The sequence below is a fragment of the Mediterraneibacter torques genome (genome assembly GCF_044591705.1).
In the GTDB taxonomy this organism is placed as follows: domain Bacteria; phylum Bacillota; class Clostridia; order Lachnospirales; family Lachnospiraceae; genus Mediterraneibacter; species Mediterraneibacter torques.
The window spans coordinates 1,498,934-1,517,708 of record NZ_CP172594.1 but is presented as its reverse complement, the minus strand read 5'-3'; the positions used below and the strand labels follow the sequence as shown (position 1 = coordinate 1,517,708).

The 18,775-nt window shown below is 42.7% G+C and carries 14 protein-coding genes and 1 pseudogene; 12 read left to right on the top strand and 3 right to left on the bottom strand.

Annotation, left to right across the window (positions count from 1 at the left end; genetic code table 11):
* The first annotated feature begins 181 nt into the window (after window positions 1–181).
* Both ACH9UM_RS07045 and ACH9UM_RS07040 read left to right on the top strand, forming a co-directional pair.
* Window positions 182–822 (top strand): annotated as a pseudogene (locus ACH9UM_RS07045) (GTP pyrophosphokinase family protein).
* Between the two features lie 129 nt (window positions 823–951).
* Window positions 952–3,852 (top strand): dockerin type I domain-containing protein, encoded by a 2,901-nt coding sequence (locus tag ACH9UM_RS07040; RefSeq protein WP_004845437.1) that lies wholly within the window; start codon window positions 952–954, stop codon window positions 3,850–3,852.
* Window positions 3,853–3,927: 75 nt separating this feature from the next.
* Here the strand turns inward: ACH9UM_RS07040 and mgtE are convergent, their stop codons facing one another.
* Entirely contained in the window at window positions 3,928–5,259 is a 1,332-nt protein-coding gene (gene mgtE, locus ACH9UM_RS07035) for a magnesium transporter (RefSeq protein WP_004845438.1), read from the bottom strand.
* A gap of 292 nt (window positions 5,260–5,551) precedes the next feature.
* On the opposite strand from mgtE, the gene ACH9UM_RS07030 reads away from it, so the two are divergent.
* The 3 genes from ACH9UM_RS07030 (at window position 5,552) to ACH9UM_RS07020 (ending at window position 9,486) form a co-directional block, all read left to right on the top strand.
* Window positions 5,552–7,012 carry an aminoacyl-histidine dipeptidase gene (locus ACH9UM_RS07030; RefSeq protein ID WP_004845439.1) on the top strand — a complete coding sequence of 487 codons (1,461 nt, stop codon included), beginning with the start codon at window positions 5,552–5,554 and terminating at the stop codon, window positions 7,010–7,012.
* Window positions 7,013–7,074: 62 nt separating this feature from the next.
* Window positions 7,075–8,175: an XdhC/CoxI family protein gene (locus tag ACH9UM_RS07025; protein ID WP_009242378.1), complete on the top strand. Its 1,101-nt coding sequence runs from the start codon at window positions 7,075–7,077 to the stop codon at window positions 8,173–8,175.
* A 24-nt stretch (window positions 8,176–8,199) separates the two neighbouring features.
* Window positions 8,200–9,486 (top strand): amidohydrolase family protein, encoded by a 1,287-nt coding sequence (locus ACH9UM_RS07020; protein ID WP_004845441.1) that lies wholly within the window; start codon window positions 8,200–8,202, stop codon window positions 9,484–9,486.
* A 115-nt stretch (window positions 9,487–9,601) separates the two neighbouring features.
* Here the strand turns inward: ACH9UM_RS07020 and ACH9UM_RS07015 are convergent, their stop codons facing one another.
* A complete protein-coding gene (locus ACH9UM_RS07015) occupies window positions 9,602–9,985 on the bottom strand; it encodes a RidA family protein (RefSeq protein WP_009242377.1) in 384 nt (127 codons plus the stop codon).
* 302 nt (window positions 9,986–10,287) lie between these two features.
* Here ACH9UM_RS07015 and ACH9UM_RS07010 point away from each other — a divergent pair, with 302 nt between their 5' ends.
* The 7 genes from ACH9UM_RS07010 (at window position 10,288) to ACH9UM_RS06980 (ending at window position 18,145) form a co-directional block, all read left to right on the top strand.
* On the top strand, window positions 10,288–11,733 hold the full coding sequence (locus ACH9UM_RS07010; protein ID WP_004845443.1) for a uracil-xanthine permease family protein: 1,446 nt from the start codon (window positions 10,288–10,290) through the stop codon (window positions 11,731–11,733).
* Between the two features lie 57 nt (window positions 11,734–11,790).
* A complete protein-coding gene (hydA, locus tag ACH9UM_RS07005; protein ID WP_004845444.1) occupies window positions 11,791–13,158 on the top strand; it encodes a dihydropyrimidinase in 1,368 nt (455 codons plus the stop codon).
* Between the two features lie 64 nt (window positions 13,159–13,222).
* A complete protein-coding gene (gene yqeC, locus ACH9UM_RS07000) occupies window positions 13,223–13,906 on the top strand; it encodes a selenium cofactor biosynthesis protein YqeC (RefSeq protein WP_227182571.1) in 684 nt (227 codons plus the stop codon).
* A gap of 23 nt (window positions 13,907–13,929) precedes the next feature.
* Window positions 13,930–15,357 (top strand): selenium-dependent molybdenum cofactor biosynthesis protein YqeB, encoded by a 1,428-nt coding sequence (gene yqeB, locus ACH9UM_RS06995; RefSeq protein WP_009242376.1) that lies wholly within the window; start codon window positions 13,930–13,932, stop codon window positions 15,355–15,357.
* 20 nt (window positions 15,358–15,377) lie between these two features.
* On the top strand, window positions 15,378–16,283 hold the full coding sequence (modA, locus tag ACH9UM_RS06990; protein WP_004845447.1) for a molybdate ABC transporter substrate-binding protein: 906 nt from the start codon (window positions 15,378–15,380) through the stop codon (window positions 16,281–16,283).
* 68 nt (window positions 16,284–16,351) lie between these two features.
* The gene (gene modB, locus ACH9UM_RS06985) at window positions 16,352–17,056 is read left to right on the top strand and encodes a molybdate ABC transporter permease subunit (RefSeq protein WP_004845448.1); all 705 of its coding nucleotides are present in this window, start codon (window positions 16,352–16,354) and stop codon (window positions 17,054–17,056) included.
* A gap of 3 nt (window positions 17,057–17,059) precedes the next feature.
* Entirely contained in the window at window positions 17,060–18,145 is a 1,086-nt protein-coding gene (locus tag ACH9UM_RS06980; RefSeq protein ID WP_004845449.1) for a sulfate/molybdate ABC transporter ATP-binding protein, read from the top strand.
* Window positions 18,146–18,420: 275 nt separating this feature from the next.
* Here ACH9UM_RS06980 and ACH9UM_RS06975 read toward each other — a convergent pair whose 3' ends face one another.
* Window positions 18,421–18,735, bottom strand: coding sequence for a hypothetical protein (locus ACH9UM_RS06975; RefSeq protein ID WP_004845450.1), 315 nt, complete (start codon window positions 18,733–18,735; stop codon window positions 18,421–18,423).
* Between the last annotated feature and the right edge of the window lie 40 nt (window positions 18,736–18,775).

The window sequence follows — 18,775 nt, the reverse complement described above, 5'->3', positions numbered from 1 at the left end:
GGACAATCTCACGTCGTTTTCAACACTTTGGGGTTTCAACCGTAACAGTAGGATGTATTTTTAACGGGATTTTGGAAATCTATGGAACAACGAATCGCTTGACAAATATATATTTTATTATCGGAGGAATGTTTCTTATTCTGGGAGTTTTTCTATATTGTTTGAAAAAGTAGTCGGAACTATGCCGGGAGGTGGAAGCGTGACACAGGAAGAATACTATGGTGATGTATTTGCTTTACTGAAACAAGGAGAAGTATACTTAAAGAAAGTAATGGAAATGTATCCAAATGATAACACACAAGATGAGCTGCAGTCGATTTTATACACAAAGACAAGAATAAAAACACCGGAAAGCATGATGGAAAAATTAAAAAGGCGCGGATTGGAGACAGATTGTCGTACTGCATTGGCAAATACTCATGATGCCATAGGAATCAGAGTGATCTGTTCTTTTGTAGAAGAAGTATATCGTATCGAAAGATGGCTGCAAAAAAGAGAGGATATTGAAATCCTGGAAAAAAAGATTATATCGCTTATCCGAAGGCAAATGGTTACAGGAGTCTTCATCTGATCATACAATTTACAAAATTTGATTTACAGGGAGTTGAAGCGGAAATACAGATTCGTACGATTGCCATTGATTTTTGGGCAACTCTGGAACATCAGATAAAGTACAAAAGAAATGTTCCACATGAAAAGACGATACGGAGGGAACTGAAAAGGTGCGCAGATGAAATTGCTTCTGTGGATTTGTCTATGCAGACTATCCGGGATATTTTACAAAGTGATACATGGAAGCACGTAGATGAAAGAAGTCGGTGAACTGCCGGCATGTAATTATACAATCTTTAATATGTATATAAACGGAAATCATGTAAAATATTGTAAATGATTTATGGAAAGGAGTATAATATGGATATATAAAAAATAAAAGGGAAAGCGGGGAAAAGAATGAGGAAAAAGAAAGTTTTTGCGCTTGCAATGGCGGGATGCATGATGTTCACACAACCGGTATTTGCAGAGGAATTGCAGAAAGAACTTACAGATGCAGTCGTGATATCAGATGACGCACAAAAAGAAGGTAATTTGGATGTGCTCTCTGAAGATGGAGAGAAAACGTTTTTTGTGAACGGTTCGTCATCTGAAGCTGCGGAAGCGGAAAGGGCAAACTTTGCAGAAAGAGCTGCGGAAGAAGGGAAAACAGGAAATTCGGTCTTGCTTGACAGGAATGCCGTCACATATTTGGAAGGGCATCGGGAAATTCCGTGTGAGGAACAAGGAGGAATTTATTTTCTGAATCGGAACAAATTATCGTTGTACAAGCCGGACAGCAATGAGTTGACAGAAGTACATCAGTTTGACAATGTGCAAGATGTTTATGTGGCAAATGACAGACTGTATATATTGGACCGCAGTTCTAATATTACGATCTATAATTTGCTTACGCAGCAGGAAGAGAAGAAACTTCAGTATGGAGATCACGCAAGTTCGATCGGCGCAGATTCAAAGGGAAGGATTTATCTTGCCGAATCGAATGGCAATGGTGACGATTATGATCTGTATCTTTTATCGCCGGAAGGAACGCTTTTATCGCAGGCTTTATCCGAGGAGGCAGTGTACGGTTTTTGCGGCTTCGATGAAAGTAACGGGAACTATTATGTAGATACTTATAATAACTGGCGGTACTGGGGGTATGACCATGATATGCATGCCCTTCGCGCCGGAAATGTAACCGGAGATCAGCTCACCTTTCATAATAAAAAATTGATGATGTATATTTGTCAGTCATATTTCTATGAACGTGAAGAACAGGCCGGTATGCTCGGGGATAAATATATATGCGTAGACAGTACATTTAATTCAAGACTAAAGGTTTGGGATTCTGATGTGTATAAATCAGAAGAACCGGAAGATACGGAAGTTTTCTTCTTACCGCGCAATAATGAAGAAGGAGGAGCGTTTGATCCGAATGCGAGCGTCGGAACACGAACGATCTACCGCGAGGAGACGGATTCTATTGTTACATTTAAAGACAATTCATACATAGCGGAATATGACATCCAAAGCGGAGAAGAGATTTATTCTGCAAAAACAGATTATCCGGTATTCTGTCTGATGGAATACGAAGGCGGGGTTGCAGCGGTTGAAAAATCCGGCGATAATTATTATTATGAATTTTTCCCATGGAAGAAAGCGACCAGCCTGGAAGTGGAAGGAAGCAGCCATACGGTAAATATAGGCGATACATTGCAGCTTACACCTGTGACAAACGGAACAATGGAAGAAGTCTACAGTTGGAAGAGCAGCGATCCGAAAATCGCGAGCATCAACCGGGCGGGACAGGTATTCGGCTGGAGCAAAGGAGAGGCAGTGATCACAGTCAGTACAACAAGCGGTCTGTCGGCGCAGTGTACGGTGACGGTGACGGGAGAACCTTCTGTTCAAGACCCGGATAAAACAGCGACGGTTACAGATGGTTATGCTTCTAATAATCATTCTTTGAATGATTATGCAATATGGAGTAAGACAGTTAATTCTTATTTGATTCCGAATGCAGACGGAACATTTACGAGAGTGGAGCATTGCGGCGGAAAAATGATCGTTGAAAACTATTCTGCGGCAGGCAAGAAGACCGGAAGTAAAACGGTTGCAATGGAGCTGAGTCTGTTTGGCGGATTTTACAGTGGAAGCGATCATAATTATTTCGTGTTCGGACAGGCTAATCCAAATGACAGCGATGAAGAAGAAGTAATGCGAATCGTAAAATATTCCAAAGATTTTCAGAGAATAGGGGCGGTTTCCGTATACGGAGCGAATACGAATATTCCGTTTGAGGCAGGTTCGCTGCGGATGACAGAGACAGCCGGAAAGCTTTATATTCATACATGTCATGAGATGTATACTGACAGCGACGGATTGAATCATCAGGCGAATATGACGTTTGTGATCAATGAAAATGACATGAGTGTAGAACAGTCTTACTATGATGTGCTGAATCTTGCACAGGCAGGATATGTAAGTCATTCTTTTAATCAGTTTATTCAGACGGACGGAGAGAATATTTACAGAGTAGATCACGGTGATTATGCACCGAGAGGAATCGCTCTTATTAAGTCACAGGTTGGCGGATCGATCACTAAAGTCGATTATGCGATTCCGGTTGGTTTAGGCAAGGTGACCGGAGGGCATTACAATTCTACGGGAGCCTCTGTCGGCGGGTTTGAAATATCGTCTGAAAACTGTATTATCGCAGGAAATGCAGTAGATTTCGAGAGCGAAAGTGCCAATACTTCAGACCAGAGAAATATTTTTATCAGCATTACCGATAAACAATTAACTCAAGCGAAAACGGTATGGCTGACAAATTACGATAAGCAGCAGGGTATAAACGTACAGACACCTCAGCTTGTGAAGATCGGAGAGGATCAATTCCTTGTAATGTGGCAGGAAGGCAGTAAATCCGAGGGGAATCTGACGACGAAGATCGTAACGATCGATTCCGAAGGAAATAAAACTTCTAATATAAGGTCAAAATCGATGCCGCTTTCCGATTGTCAGCCCGTCGTAGGACCGGACGGGGTTGTAAGATGGTATGTGACAGACGGCAAGGCTCCGACGATTTATGCGGTCAATCCGTTTGAGCAAAGCCAGTCATATATAAAGGGCGACGTAAATGAAGACGGGAAAGTTGAGATCAGTGATCTGCGCCTGATCCTGCGCAGCGTATGTAAAAAAGTAGAGTTGACAGAACAGCAGAAACTTGCTGCGGATGTGACGGAAGACGGGAAAGTCGAGATCGGTGATCTGAGGAAAGTGTTAAGATATATTTGCCATAAGATTCCTGAGTTATAACAAGAAAAAGGCGTTGATTCGTTTTTTACGGATCAGCGCCTTTTTAAGCAGAAAAAGTTGTGAAAACAGAACTGCTTACAACCGGAACATTAATGATGCAATATTAAAATAAATCAATATAGAAAATGTATCGACAAGCGTTGTGATCAGCGGAGAAGCCATAATAGCCGGATCAAGGTGCACCTTGCTTGCAACAAGAGGAAGAATACATCCGATCAGTTTCGAGATGATAACAGTTGCGATCAGCGAAAGCGCAATGACTAAAGCAAGATTCGGATTATGATACTGGATCAGGATACGAACGCCGTTTGTAAGAGCGAGTACAGCTCCTACAATTATGGAGATACGGAATTCTTTAAAAATAACTTTAAAAATATCTTTAAAATGTATTTCCGAAAGAGCAAGTCCCCGAATGACCAGTGTTGAGCTTTGCGAACCACAGTTTCCGCCTGTATCCATCAACATAGGGATAAAGGATACAAGAAGCGGGATCGCAGCAAATGCGTCTTCATATTTTGTGATGATCGTACCTGTGATAATGGAAGTAAGCATAAGGATGAGAAGCCATGGGATCCTGTTTTTTGCGTGGGCGAAAGTGGATGTATTAAAATAAGTTTTTTCGCTTGGATTAATGGCGGCCATCTTAGTGATATCTTCTGTTGCTTCTTCAACCATAACGTCCATAGCGTCGTCAAATGTGACGATTCCGACCATAAGTCCGTCTTTATCAAGTACCGGAAGCGCAAGCAGGTCGTATTTTCTGAATAATTGAGCCACTTCTTCTTTATCGGTATAAGTTCTTACGGAAATGATCTCTGTTTCCATCAGTTCACTGATCAGAATGCCATCGTCGGTCGTCATGAGATCTTTTGCGCTGACGATGCCGATCAGCTTCCTTTTATCTGTGACGTAGCAGGTATAGATCGTTTCTTTGTGAATACCGGTTTCCTTGATGTGAGCCATAGACTGTGCGACAGTCATAGACTGACGGATATCGACATATTCGGTTGTCATGATGCTTCCTGCGCTGTCTTCCGGATAATTAAGAAGTTGGTTGATCAGCGTTCTGTCAGACGGCGAAACCGTATCAAGAATACGATTTACGAGGTTTGCCGGAAGCTCTTCGAGAAGATCGACAGTATCATCCATGTAAAGGTCATCAAGGAGTTCCTTTAGTTCTTTTTCGGAAAACATGTCTACAAGGTAGGTCTGCATGGAAGTTTCCATATTGGCAAATACTTCCGCTGCCTTATCTTTCGGAATCAGCCGAAATGCAAGAGCAAGCTCTTTATCGTCAAGTTCTGACAGTAATGAGGCTATGTCCACTTCGTTCATTACATCTAAAATGCTTCTCACAGCTTTGAACTGACGCTGGCCGAGAAGCTGTACAAAAATGTCTTTGTTCATGATAAATACCTCTCTTTATGTAATTTTTTTCGATCAGACTGTGTATATGACAACTGACACCGGAGTCCATAACCTCACCACCTTTCAATATGGAACGCACAGGGCGCTTCCGCAAAATAAAAACCGTCATTTTTAAAGTGACGGAATCATAACAATATTTTTACTGCTTTATTTTAGTTTACAGGGGAAAAAGTGTCAAGAAAAACATATGTAAAAATGGATGAAAAATTAAGAAAAATCTGTTATAATCAATAAAGCATATGGCAATAACTAATAGAAAAGAGGATTTATTATGGAGTACAAGATCACAGGCTGCAAGCCGGAGAAATTATTTCATTTTTTTGAAGATATCAGCGCAATCCCGAGAGGATCGGGAAATGAGAAGGGTCTTAGCGACTATCTTGTGAAATTCGCAAAAGACAGAAACCTCTGGGTTTACCAGGATGAAAGTAATAATGTGATCATAAAAAAAGAAGGAAGCGAGGGGGCAAAAGACAAAGCTCCTGTTATGCTTCAGGGACATATCGATATGGTATGCGATAAACTTGCCGGAGTCGAGCATGATTTTGAAAAAGACGGGCTTGATCTCATTGTAAAAGACGGCGTTCTTTACGCAAACGGAACGACTCTCGGAGCAGACAACGGAGTAGCGGTTGCCCTTATGATGACAGTTCTTGACGATAAAGAATTAGAGCACCCTCCTGTAGAGTGTGTGTTTACGACGTCGGAGGAAATCGGACTAAACGGCGCTCAGGCGCTTGATAAGTCTCAGATCACAGCGCGTACGATGATCAACATGGATTCAGAAGAAGAAGGAGTCGCAACAGTTAGCTGTGCCGGCGGACTTCGTGTTCAGCTTACAAGAAAGATAGAAAGAGTGCAGGCAGAAGGAACATTAGTTCAAATAAAAGCAGAAGGCCTTCTCGGCGGACATTCGGGAACGGATATTGATAAAGAGCGTCAGAATGCGAATCTTCTGATGGCTCGTATGGCAGATCATCTTCTGAAAAATACAAAAGGACTTCTTGTGAACTTTGCAGGCGGAACAAAAGATAATGCAATTACAAGAGAGTGTGAGATGTCTCTTATCTATGCAGATTCGGCAGAAGCACAAAAAGCAGAGAAACTTGCATGTGATCTCGCAGAAGTATTTGCAGATGAAATCACATCTTTTGAGCCGGATTTCTCCTGCGAGATCGCAGTGACGGAAGGCCAGAGCGCAATGGCGGTTCAGGAAGAAGATGCAAAGGCATTCGTAAGTCTGATGCGTCTTGCTCCAAACGGAATTTACAGACGAAACATCAAGATGAACGGGTTTGTCGTTGTATCGTCTAATATGGGAGTAGTCAGAACAGAAGAAGATTATATTATGGTTGCGGTTTCTCCCAGATCGTCTGTTGCAAGCCTTCAGGAAGATACAAAATCGCGTTTCGCACTTCTTGCAGAGACGTTTGGATTTGAGATTGAGTACAGCGGAGAATATCCGGGCTGGAGTTATGCGGAAGAATCTAAGATCCGCGATCTGTTTGTAGAAAGCTACCGCGATCTGTTCGGAAGTGAACTTCGTTTGGAGGCGATTCATGCAGGACTTGAATGCGGACTTTTTTCAGAAGCAATTCCGGGACTGGATGCGATCGCAGTAGGTCCGACACTGAATAATGTACACACTCCGGATGAGAATGCTCCGCTTGATTCGCTTGAGCGTTTCTATGAGCTTCTTAAAGATGTTCTTTCAAGATTGGCCAGAGCATAAGAAGAACAGGGAGATTTGATTAAAAATAAGTGTTCTGTAAAAGAATGGGCGGGATCTTGAAGATGCCGCTTTTTCTTTGCGACCGGGAGTTTGTTTCAGATCAGCGCTGGAGAGTAGATATGAATGAGTTTTATGAAGAATTAAAAAAGGTACTGGATCTTTCTGACGGGGATGTTTGGACGGAGACTGTTTTGTGCGGCAAAGATGCCGGAAAGAAGCGGATTCTTTCCGGGATTTTTGCTCAAGACGAAGAACAAAATGAAAGACCGGACGAAAAGAAAAAGGAAAACAGAGAAAAAAGCGGATGTGAAGGCAAGAGCAGAATCTTCCGTGAACGAATCGGAAGAATTCCCCGTCTTGTAATTTGCGGCGGAGGACACGTTTCGGCTGCGGCTACGAAACTCGGGAAGATGCTTGGGTTTGAGGTGACTGTTCTTGAGGATCGTCCGAAATTCGCAGATCATGTAAGAAAAGCCGGAGCAGATAATGTCATTTGCGCTCCTTTTAAGGAAGGACTTGCAAAGATCGGCGGTGACTCGGATACATGGTTTGTCATAGTGACGCGCGGTCACAGATACGATGCGGAATGTCTGGAAATAATCGTGGAAAAGCAAAATGCATATATCGGGATGATGGGCAGTAAACGGCGGGTTGCAATCGTAAAAGATCAGCTTGAGAAAAAAGGTATCGACAGAGAAGATTTAGAGCGGGTACACACGCCGATAGGATTGAAGATCAAGGCAGAGACTCCGGAGGAGATCGCCGTTTCGATCATGGCGGAAATAATCGAAGTAAAAAACAGCAGAGAAAAAGCGGGCGGATATTCAAAAGAGTTGTCGGAGAAGCTTTTTGAAAAGAAAAATGATACAAAAGAAAGTTTTAAGGAACCATCATTGAAAAAAGTGCTTGCGACTATCGTTTCCCGAAAAGGATCTGCGCCTAGAAGCGTAGGAACGAAGATGCTGATAATGGAAGACGGAAGCATAACGGGTACGATAGGCGGAGGATGTGTAGAAAGTGAAGTCATGCAAAAAGCCCTGCTTATGATGCGAAAAGGCGAACCTGTATTTCAACTTTGTAAAGTCGATATGACGGCAGACGACGCAGAAGAGGAAGGAATGGTATGCGGAGGCGTCGTAGAAGTGATGCTTGAGATGATATAACCGAAAAGGAAAGGAGGCAGTGAAATGAAAAGAAAATCGGTTTTTATTTTAAAAGGAAATATTGTATACAGCAAAAATCAGAAAGAATTTTCGATTTGTGAAAATGGATATGTAGTCTGCAAAGACGGAATCGTGGAGGGCGTCTATAAGACGCTTCCGTTTAAATTCGGAGGAAATCCGATACGGGATTACAAAGACGCGCTGATTATTCCGGGATTTACAGATCTTCATGTTCATGCGCCTCAGTATTCGTACCGCGGTCTGGGAATGGATATGGAATTGTTAGAATGGCTCGAAACGAATACGTTTCCGGAGGAATCGAAGTTTTGTGATTTAGACTATGCAGAAAAGTCATACCGGATTTTCGTGAAAAATATGCAAAAGAGTGCAACTACAAGGGCGTGTGTATTTGCGACTCTTCACAGGCCGGCGACTGTTTTGCTTATGGATATGCTTGAACAAAGCGGGCTGAGTACTTTTGTCGGGAAAGTGAATATGGATCGGAATGCGCCGGATTATTTAGTTGAAGAAACGAAAAAGTCGACAGAAGAAACTTTAAAGTGGATTGAGGAGACAATTCAGAAAAACTACAGTCGTACATATCCGATCCTTACGCCGAGATTTATTCCGACGTGTACCGATGAGGTTATGAAAGAACTAAAAAAACTTCAGAAACGTTATGAGCTTCCGCTTCAGTCACATTTGTCGGAAAACTTCGGGGAGATCGCATGGGTAAAAGAACTTTGTCCGTGGTCTGAGTTTTACGGAGACGTTTATGATACATTCGGATTGTTCGGTAAAGATACACGTACGATTATGGCGCATTGTGTACACAGCGATGAAAGAGAGATCAGCAGGATGAAAGAAAACGGCGTATTTATCGCACACTGTCCCGAGTCTAATATGAATGTGTCTTCCGGGATCGCGCCGATAAGAAAGTTTCTTGAAGAAGGACTTCATGTCGGATTGGGAAGCGATGTGGCAGGAGGAAGTACGGAAAATATGTTTCGGGCAATGGCTCATGCCGTTCAGGCGTCAAAACTGCGTTGGCGTATTTGCGACGATAGTTTAGAAGCGCTGACGTCAGAAGAAGTTTTCTTTATGGCGACAAAAGGAGGAGGAGAATTTTTCGGGAAAGTTGGAAGCTTTGAACCGGGATACGAATTTGATGCAGTCGTTCTGGATGACAGCAGGCTTGCGCATCCCCAGGAACTTGATATAAGAAGCCGACTGGAACGGATGATCTATCTGGCGGATGAACGGGAAGTAGTCGGAAAATATGTAAAAGGAAAAGAAATCGATCTTTCTTAAGGAAAAGAGAAAAATAAAAGACAAATAAAAGATAAATAAATGAAGAAACAGCCCGCGGAGAATGAAACCTTCGCGGGCTGTTTCTTGAAAAGAATTCGGCTTATCCTTTCGATGTTTAATTTTCTTCAATGACCGCGATTGTTTCCACCTCGCACAAAACTCCTTTCGGGAGATCTTTTACGGCGACGCAGGAACGGGCGGGTTTTCCTGTAAAATATTTTGCATATACTTCGTTAAATGCGGCAAAATCAGACATATCGGCAAGAAAGCATGTCGTTTTTACAACATCTGTAAAAGAAGCGTTTTGGCTTTCGAGAAGTCCTTGTATATTTTTCATAACTTGCTCTGTCTGTTCCCGGATCGTTGTTCCGATGACTTCACCGGTTTCCGGAGAAAGAGGAATCTGACCGGAGAAAAACGCAGTTCCATTTACTACAATACCTTGTGAATATGGTCCGATCGCTGCCGGTGCTTTGTTTGTTTCAACATATTTTAACATTATATCTACCTCCTGAAAAAATATTTTGCATTCTCTTATCATACATCAAAAAATTCGCCTTGTATATATTTTTAGGCGAATCCGAAAGTGTACCGTGCTTGTTTTTGAGGTGTGCTCAGATGAAAAGAAGAGGGGGAAAGCATAATGGGCGATTATTGCATTTCATTATATTTAATGATATTCTAATAGAAGATAAAAGGCGGTATGAACAGGAAAAACGGGAGAGGAAAAAGAGAAAAAATCTTCGGAGATTTTCCTGTATCAAGGAAGGATAAAGATCAGTCAGAAAGAGGAAAAGTAAGATGGGTATACGAGAGACAAAAAAAGATAATTCAGAGTTGTTTAAGTGGGACGGAAAGCCGTCGGCGGGACAGGTATTTCCCCTTGCGGCGCAGCATGTGCTTGCGGCGGTAGTCGGATGTGTGACGCCGGCAATTTTGGTTGCAAATGCGGCGAATAATGCGGGAGGCAATGTAGATATGGGACTTTTAATACAGATGTCTCTTGTCTTTGCGGCGCTGTCTACGCTGCTTCAGTTATATGGAAATAAAATCAGGATCGGATCGGGGCTTCCGGTGATCATCGGCGTGAGTTTTGCTTACGTTCCGACGATGACGGCAATCGCCGCACAGGCAAAAAGCATTGATACGATTCTCGGAGCGATGCTCATAGGCGGCGTGATAGCGATTATTGTAGGATTGACGATCAAACAGATCAGAAAAGTATTTCCGCCGCTTGTGATCGGCACGGTTATTTTTGCGATCGGGCTGTCTTTGTATAAAACAGCGATCAATTATATGGCAGGAAATCCGGCCAATACATATGAGCTCGTAGTAGAACAACAGGGAAAGACGCCGGCGCTTGTGTTTGGTTCCTGGCAGAATTGGGTCGTTGCTTTTGTGACGCTTGCAATCGTCGTTGCGTTAAATCATTATGGGAAAGGTCTTTTTAAACTGGCGTCAATATTGATCGGGCTTTTGTGTGGATATGTGCTCGCGCTTTGCTTTGGAATGGTAGATTTTTCAGTTCTTTCAAGCGCGGGATGGTTTCAGATCCCGAAACCGATGGAGTTTGGTATGAAATTTGAAATATCGGCGATCATACCTTTGGCAATTTTATTTTTAGTCAATTCCATTCAGGCGATGGGAGATTTTTCCGCAACTACAAGCGGCGGAATGGATCGTCTCCCGACAGACAGGGAATTAAACGGCGGTATCATCGGATATGGAATAGGAAATATTATCAGCGCTTTTTTCGGCTGTCCTCCGACGGCAACATTCAGTCAGAATGTCGGCATTGTAGGTACGACGAAAGTGATTTCAAGAAGGGTGTTTGCGACATCGGCGGGAATCCTTCTTGTAGCCGGTCTGATTCCGAAGTTTTCGGCTTTATTAAGGACGATTCCGCAATGCGTGCTTGGAGGCGCGGTCGTTTCGGTGTTTGCTTCTATCGCAATGACGGGAATCCGACTGCTTGTAACGGAAAAACTGACTGCCCGTAATGCAACGGTAGCCGGACTTTCTATTGCGATCGGAATGGGTGTTTCATTAAGCGGCGGATGTCTGGATCAAATGACGCAGAGTATCCACAGCGCTTTGAACCTGAGTATGAATCTTGAAAACTTTCAGGCGATCATAAACAATACATTTGCATCCTCTCCGGTTGTTTTGGCGACAATTTTCGCCGTAATACTGAACTTGATCCTTCCGAAGGAGAAAACGACGGAAAAGGAAACGAAATTACGTTAAGTAAAGAACGAATTATTTTTATAAAAGGTATAAAATCAAGTAGAAAGAAGGGGATTAATGATGAAACGGTTATTCAAAGGAGGAACGGTAGTCAGCGGGGAAGGTCTGAAAAAGATCGATCTTTTGGTAAAAGGGGAAAAGATTCTTGCGGCAGGGAAAAATCTTGAATTTCAGGATGCGGAAACGATCGATGTGAGAGGAAAGCTTCTTTTTCCGGGTTTTATAGATGCTCATACGCATATGGCGGCAAAGTTTAATGATATTACGGCGGCAGACAAGTTTGAAACCGGAACAAAGGCAGCGCTGGCAGGCGGAACGACGTGCATCATAGATTTTGCAGAGCAGAAGAAAGGAAAAAGTCTGAAAGAAGCGATTGACGATAAACGTCAGGAAGCAGAAGGCGAGGCATCATGTGATTATGCGCTGCATCTTACACTGAATGAGTGGAACGATGACGTTGCAGAGGAACTGGGGGAGATTGTAAAAAAGGAGACTTGTTCTTTCAAATTATATACGGCGTATGACATGATGCTGGATGACGGACAGATTTACGAGATTTTTTCAAGGGTGAAAGAACTAGGCGGCATTGTCGGAGTTCATTGCGAAAATCACGGGATTGTACAGTCTCGTTTAAAAGAACTTGAGAAAACAAAAGGAAGAACGGATATTGCGGATTATTCATGGATACACCCAAAAGAAGCGGAAGCAGAAGCGGTGGGGCGCATCCTGAAGATTGCCAAATGTGCGGATGTTCCGGTGATCATTGTGAATTTAAGTACGGCTGCCGGATACCGGGAGATTTTAAAAGCGAGAGAAATCGGTCAGACCGTCTATGTCGAGACGTGTCCGGAATATCTTCTTCTGAATGAGGAAAAATATGCTCTTGCGGCAGAAGAAGCGCGAAAATATGTAACTGTTCCGCCTCTTAGGAAACAGAAAAACAGCGATATATTGTGGGATGCATTGAAAGAAGGAAGGATTCAGACGATAGCGTCCGATCATTTTGGATTTACAAAAGAACAGAAAAATGCAGGAGAAGAGGATTTTATGCTGACGCCTTCCGGTATGCCGGGAGCAGAAGAACGTCCGGCGCTTATGTGGCAGTTCGGAGTGAATGAAGGAAAGATAACGGCAGAGCAGATGTGTGCATATCTTTCGGAGAATCCCGCAAAATTATTTAAATTATATCCGTGGAAAGGGGCACTTATTCCGGGCAGTGACGCGGACATCGTCATATGGAATCCTAACACGGAATGGACGATGACTGCGGCGGATCATCAGTCTGCATGCGACTATTGCCTGTTGGAAGGAGCAGAGATCGAAGGAAGGGCAGAACAGGTTTATTTGAGAGGAAAACTTGTGGCAGAGAACGGAAAAATCATAGAAGAAAAGACAGGAATGTATATCCGTCATGGCGTAGAATAATATGGTGTTTATCTATAAAAATAATGAATTGTGTGAACGTATGTCTTTGTCAGAGGCGCTTTCTGTGAACACATCAGTCATCTCGGTCGTGGGAGCGGGAGGAAAAACAACTCTTTTGCATCGTTTGGAAGACGAGTGTGTAAGAAAAAAACAACATGTGATCATTACGACTACAACGAAGATCATGCATGAAAATAAACCATATTTTTTAGAAGATACATCTATCGGTAAAATAAAGGATACGTTGGGAAAGTTCGGGAGAGTGTGGATCGGAAGCAGGGATTTGATTTCCGGGAAAACGGCGCCGCCTGCAAAAGAAATTTTAGACGAGATCTTTTGGTGGGAGCTGCCGATACTGGTCGAAGCAGACGGAGCAAAACGACTTCCGTTAAAAGTTCCCGCAGAACATGAACCGGTCATTCCGAGTCAAACAGGACATGTTGTTTCCGTATATGGGTTAGATGCAATAGGCAGGACGTTAGAATCAACCTGTTTTCGGTGGGAAAGAGCAGCACAGATCTTAGAAAAAGGCGGAGAAGAGTTCGTTACGGCAAAAGATATCGCGATACTTGCGTCATCGCATAAGGCGGGCAGAAAAGGCTGTCCGCCTTATGCGCAGTATACGGTTGTTTTAAATAAAGCAGACAGTGCATCTAAAAGAGAAGCAGCGCTTGAAGTCTGCAGAGAATTGAATGTTCGGGGAGTGGAAAATATTGTAGTGACATCTTTGCATTCAAAGAAACTTTAGAATAAAAATAAGAGGAAAAAAGTGTGAAAATATTAATTAAAGGCGCAGGGGACCTGGCGACGGGAATCGCATCGAGACTGTACGGAGCAGGTCATCAGATTTTGATGACAGAGATCGCACAGCCCCTTACGGTAAGGAGAACGGTTGCTTTGTCAAGGGCGGTATATGACAGGCGGGCGATTGTAGAAGAGATGGAAGCGGTATCTGCAAAGACACAGGAAGATGCGGAAGCGATAATGGAGGAAGGCAAAATCCCTGTTATAGTTGATCCAAAGGCGGATTGTCGAAAATGGTATAAACCGGATGTGATCGTTGATGCTATTATTGCAAAGAAAAATACCGGAACTAAGATTACGGACGCTCCTTTTGTGATCGGAATAGGTCCGGGATTTACAGCGGGAAAAGACTGTCATTGTGTGATCGAGACAAAAAGAGGTCATACTCTCGGTTCGGTAATATGGGAAGGAAGCGCTATTGCGGATACAGGAGTTCCGGGAAACATAGGAGGATATACGACCGAGCGTCTCATTCGTGCTTCGGAAGACGGGATAATAGAACCGAAAGTCCGAATCGGCGATATAGTCGAAAAAGGGCAGATTGTTGCAGTAACCGGAGGAAAACCGGTTTTCGCCCAAATGGGCGGGATCGTGAGAGGAATGCTGCAGCCGGGGGCGTATGTGAAGAAGAATCTGAAAATCGGAGATATAGATGCCCGCGCGGAGCGTTCCCACTGCGAGACGATTTCGGACAAGGCAAGAGCAATAGGAGGCGGAGCGCTTGAAGCGGCAGAGCGCTTTGAAAAAATAAAAGGGCATTATGCAGTCGTTATATTGGCGGCGGGAAAGGGAACAAGATTCTCAGGGGAACGTGGGGAAAGCAAACTTCACGCAAAGATAGATCAAAAGCCGATGTATATGCATATGATGGATAAAATGCAGGCTTTTTCATCCGTTGAACTGTTTATTGTTACAGGGGATGAGAAGATTATAGAGGAAGCCGAAAAAAGAGGAATCTTTGTTGTGAGAAATAAAGAGCCGGAAAAAGGCATCGCACATTCTGTCGTACTTGGCTTAAAGGCAGTATCTCATAGTTTTAAGAGCGGGACAGACAGAAAATCGGGTGCACCGGACGGAATCCTGTTTTCAGTGTGCGATCAGCCGAAACTGAAAATATCCACAATCCAAAGAATATTAAACGATGCGGCGCTGCATAAGAAAAACGTTATTTGTGCGGGATATCGGGGACAAAAAGGAAATCCGGTTTTGTGGCCGGCTCACTGTTTTGCGGAATTATTAGAATTAACAGGGGATGAAGGCGGCAGACAAATGCTTACAAAATACGAAGAAAAGGTACGTATCATAGAGACAAGCCGGGAAGAACTCAAAGATATCGACAGCAAGAGGGATCTGGAGAATCTGGGGAAAGAAACGGAAGAAAATAAAAAAGCGTAAATAAAAGAAAAGGAAATAATATGAAAAAAAGAGTCATTGCAGTGATTGCTGTTCTCGCCCTTTCAGTTGCCATGTTTGGCTGCAAAGCGGGAAGCGATACCGGAAACGGCAAAAAGCAAAGAGAAGAATCTGCCGGGGATATGGGTACAGAAGGAAAGGCTACGGCAGAGGAGGAAACAGAAATACAGGTTTTTATTGCGGCGAGTCTGAATACAGTTATGACGGAACTTGCAAAGGAGTATCAAAAGGATCATCCGAATGTGAAGATCATATACAACGCGGATAGTTCCGGAACTCTTCTGACGCAGATTGAAGAAGGATATGAATGCGATCTTTTCTTTTCGGCAGCTCAGAAACAGATGGATGTGCTTGAAGCAGACGGATTTCTTGTAGACGGAACGAGAAGTGATGTGGTGAATAATCAGGTTGTCGTTATAACGCTTAAAGACAGCAAAACAAAAGTCAAAGGGCTGGCAAACCTTCAGGATGCAGAGAGCATTGCGCTGGCAGGAGGAAGCGTTCCTGTCGGAAAATATACAAGACAGGCTCTTGTGAATATGGGAATTATCCATACTTCAAACGATCCGGATTCTATTACGGCACAGGAAATTTCCGAAGCGTTTGGAGGAGTTGAGATCAGCGAGCAGGATAACGTAAGCAAAGTGCTGATGGCAGTCGCGGAAGGTTCATGCGAAGTGGGAACGACTTATTATTCTGATATATACGGATACGAAGACGATATTAAGATTTTAGAAAAAGTAAGTTCTGATCTGACCGGAGATGTGATCTATCCGATCGCTCAGATTGTGAATAAAGAAGCTGATAAAAAGCAGACCGAAGCGGCGGAAGATTTTATGGATTTTCTTTTATCTGATGAAGCGGCAAAAGTGTTTGAGTCATATTATTTTGATACGGATATAAAATAGTGTGCATTCAGATCAGGTTAAGGCAGGAGATAATGCATTCGTACGCAAATAGATGTGGAGTATAAATAATGGATGAAGTAACAGAAATATTGAAAAATCTGGATTGGAGCCCTCTGTATATTTCTTTGAAAACAGGTGTGGCAGCTACGGTGATTTCGTTTTTTCTCGGGATATTTGCGGCTGGAAAAGCAGTAAAAGCTTCCCCGGGGAAAAAAGCGGTGCTAGATGGGATTTTGACGCTTCCTATGGTGATGCCTCCTACGGTAGCAGGCTTTTTTTTACTGTTGTTGTTTAGCAGGAGAAGACCGGTCGGAGCATTTTTATTTGAAGAGTTTGGTTTTAAAGTCGTGCAGACATGGATTGGATGTGTGATCGCCGCGATTGTAATTTCGTTTCCGCTGATGTATCGAAACGCAAGAGCGGCAATGGAGCAAATTGATGTGAATCTCGTGTATGCAGGCCGTACACTCGGCATGTCAGAGACGAAAATTTTTTGGAAAATCGTTATACCGACTGCCGGTCCGGGAATTGCGTCAGGAACAATCCTGACATTTGCAAGAGCGATGGGAGAATATGGGGCGACGTCTATGCTGGCAGGAAATATACAAGGAAAGACGGGGACGATCGCTCAGAAGATTGCGATGGTCATTCAGGACGGAGATTATGTTACGGCAGGAATTTGGGTTTCGGTTGTAGTTCTGATCGCTTTTGTCATTATTTTTCTTATGAATTTCATTTCCGGACGAAAGATGAAAAATATCGGGAGGTGGTAAAAGATGGCGATTGATATGCTGATTCGGAAAAAATGGGATAAATTCAGTTTGGATATCAATTTTAAAAGTCAGTCAAAACGAATCGGTATTTTAGGGGCATCAGGCTGCGGTAAAAGTATGACATTAAAAAGTATTGCGGGAATAGAGACTCCTGATAGTGGTCACATTAAGATAGACGGAAATATATTATTTGATAAAGAAACGAAAACAAATCTAAAAACACAGAAACGTAAAGTTGGATACTTGTTTCAAAATTACGCGCTATTTCCGACGATGACAGTAGAGCAAAATATAGCGGCCGGGCTAAAAGGAAATAAGCAGGATATACATAAGCGGGTCAAAGAGATGATTCAAAAGTTTGGTCTGGCAGGTCTGGAAAAACATTATCCAAAGCAGCTTTCCGGAGGACAGCAGCAAAGAACGGCGCTTGCTCGGATTATGGCTTATGAACCGGAAGTTATTTTATTAGACGAGCCCTTTTCCGCTCTTGATCTGTATTTAAAAGACCGATTGGAGCAAGAAGTGCTTCAGATGTTAGAGTCATATATGGGAACTGTGATTATGGTATCACATAATCGAGATGAAATTTACCGTTTTAGTGAAGAGCTTTTCGTTATGGATAAGGGGAGGATTGTCGCATCCGGCAAAACCGAGGAGCTGTTTCAAAATCCGAAAAATAAGACTGCCGCCATACTTACAGGATGTAAAAATTTCTCAAGTATTATCTATATAGATGATCATACAGTAGAAGCAAAGGAGTGGGGAATTTGCTTAAAGACAAAGAGAAAAGTACCAAAAGATGCGAAATGGATTGGGTATCGGGCACATGATTTTATTCCTGTGTGGGGAACAAGGGGAGAAAATATGCTTAAATTTCAACTTGAGAGCAGCGCCCGCCTTCCGTTTGAGCAGAACTATTATATTGCGGCAGAGAATAGAATAGGAAACAGTACAGAAAAAAACGGTGAAAAAGACAAAACTATGATTTGTTGGTTTGTTCAAAGGGAAAAAATGGAAGAAATAGAGAAAAAAGGATTTCCTGACTATTTGTGGATCGATGAGGGGAAAATATTGTTTTTGAATGAATAACAGTCGATCCTTAACAGATAATAAGATACCGCTGTTTTAATATTTTTCATATTTAGGCGAAGTCCGACGACTGTACATACCGACTGCATATACAGTCGTCGTCTCCTTTTATGGAAACAACAGAAACTGAATTTTGATCATGCTTTCTGTTGTTATGGACGATGGGGAATACACTGTTTTGTGTTTCCTATCGTTTTCATATATTTAAGATAACACGTAATTGTGAATGTGATGTGACAATATATGGAAGAAAAATTAAAATTTCTAAAAAGAAACTAAAGTGTATGCTTTTTGACAGTATGCATTATTTCCTGTGATGCCTGCGTCCAACGGTCACGTTCGGCTTCAAACCGCTCCCACAACCATGTGATCGCCAGATCAAGCCCTTCTTCGGAAAGGTCAAAAGTATGACTTTCAATTTGATCTTCCGGCGTTTGTTCAAAACACCATGGTTCAGGATAGACAAAAACGGTGAATGTTGTGCTGTCTCTGCCATTGTCTGAACGCATCATGTACCGCATTCCGTTATGGCTGCCTGAAAAAGGTTCTTTTTTTAAACCGCTGTAAGGAACAAGTCTTTTGTCAATCATAAAAATCTCCCGTTGTTTTAGTGTTTGTCACATCAAATAT

Excerpts from the sequence above, each read along its gene's own strand:
- ACH9UM_RS07040 (WP_004845437.1), top strand. The coding sequence starts at position 952 with ATGAGGAAAAAGAAAGTTTTTGCGCTTGCAATGGCGGGATGCATGATG.
- mgtE (WP_004845438.1), bottom strand. The coding sequence starts at position 5,259 with ATGAACAAAGACATTTTTGTACAGCTTCTCGGCCAGCGTCAGTTCAAA.
- ACH9UM_RS07030 (WP_004845439.1), top strand. The coding sequence starts at position 5,552 with ATGGAGTACAAGATCACAGGCTGCAAGCCGGAGAAATTATTTCATTTT.
- ACH9UM_RS07025 (WP_009242378.1), top strand. The coding sequence starts at position 7,075 with ATGCCGCTTTTTCTTTGCGACCGGGAGTTTGTTTCAGATCAGCGCTGG.
- ACH9UM_RS07020 (WP_004845441.1), top strand. The coding sequence starts at position 8,200 with ATGAAAAGAAAATCGGTTTTTATTTTAAAAGGAAATATTGTATACAGC.
- ACH9UM_RS07015 (WP_009242377.1), bottom strand. The coding sequence starts at position 9,985 with ATGTTAAAATATGTTGAAACAAACAAAGCACCGGCAGCGATCGGACCA.
- ACH9UM_RS07010 (WP_004845443.1), top strand. The coding sequence starts at position 10,288 with ATGGGTATACGAGAGACAAAAAAAGATAATTCAGAGTTGTTTAAGTGG.
- hydA (WP_004845444.1), top strand. The coding sequence starts at position 11,791 with ATGATGAAACGGTTATTCAAAGGAGGAACGGTAGTCAGCGGGGAAGGT.
- modA (WP_004845447.1), top strand. The coding sequence starts at position 15,378 with ATGAAAAAAAGAGTCATTGCAGTGATTGCTGTTCTCGCCCTTTCAGTT.
- modB (WP_004845448.1), top strand. The coding sequence starts at position 16,352 with ATGGATGAAGTAACAGAAATATTGAAAAATCTGGATTGGAGCCCTCTG.
- ACH9UM_RS06980 (WP_004845449.1), top strand. The coding sequence starts at position 17,060 with ATGGCGATTGATATGCTGATTCGGAAAAAATGGGATAAATTCAGTTTG.
- ACH9UM_RS06975 (WP_004845450.1), bottom strand. The coding sequence starts at position 18,735 with ATGATTGACAAAAGACTTGTTCCTTACAGCGGTTTAAAAAAAGAACCT.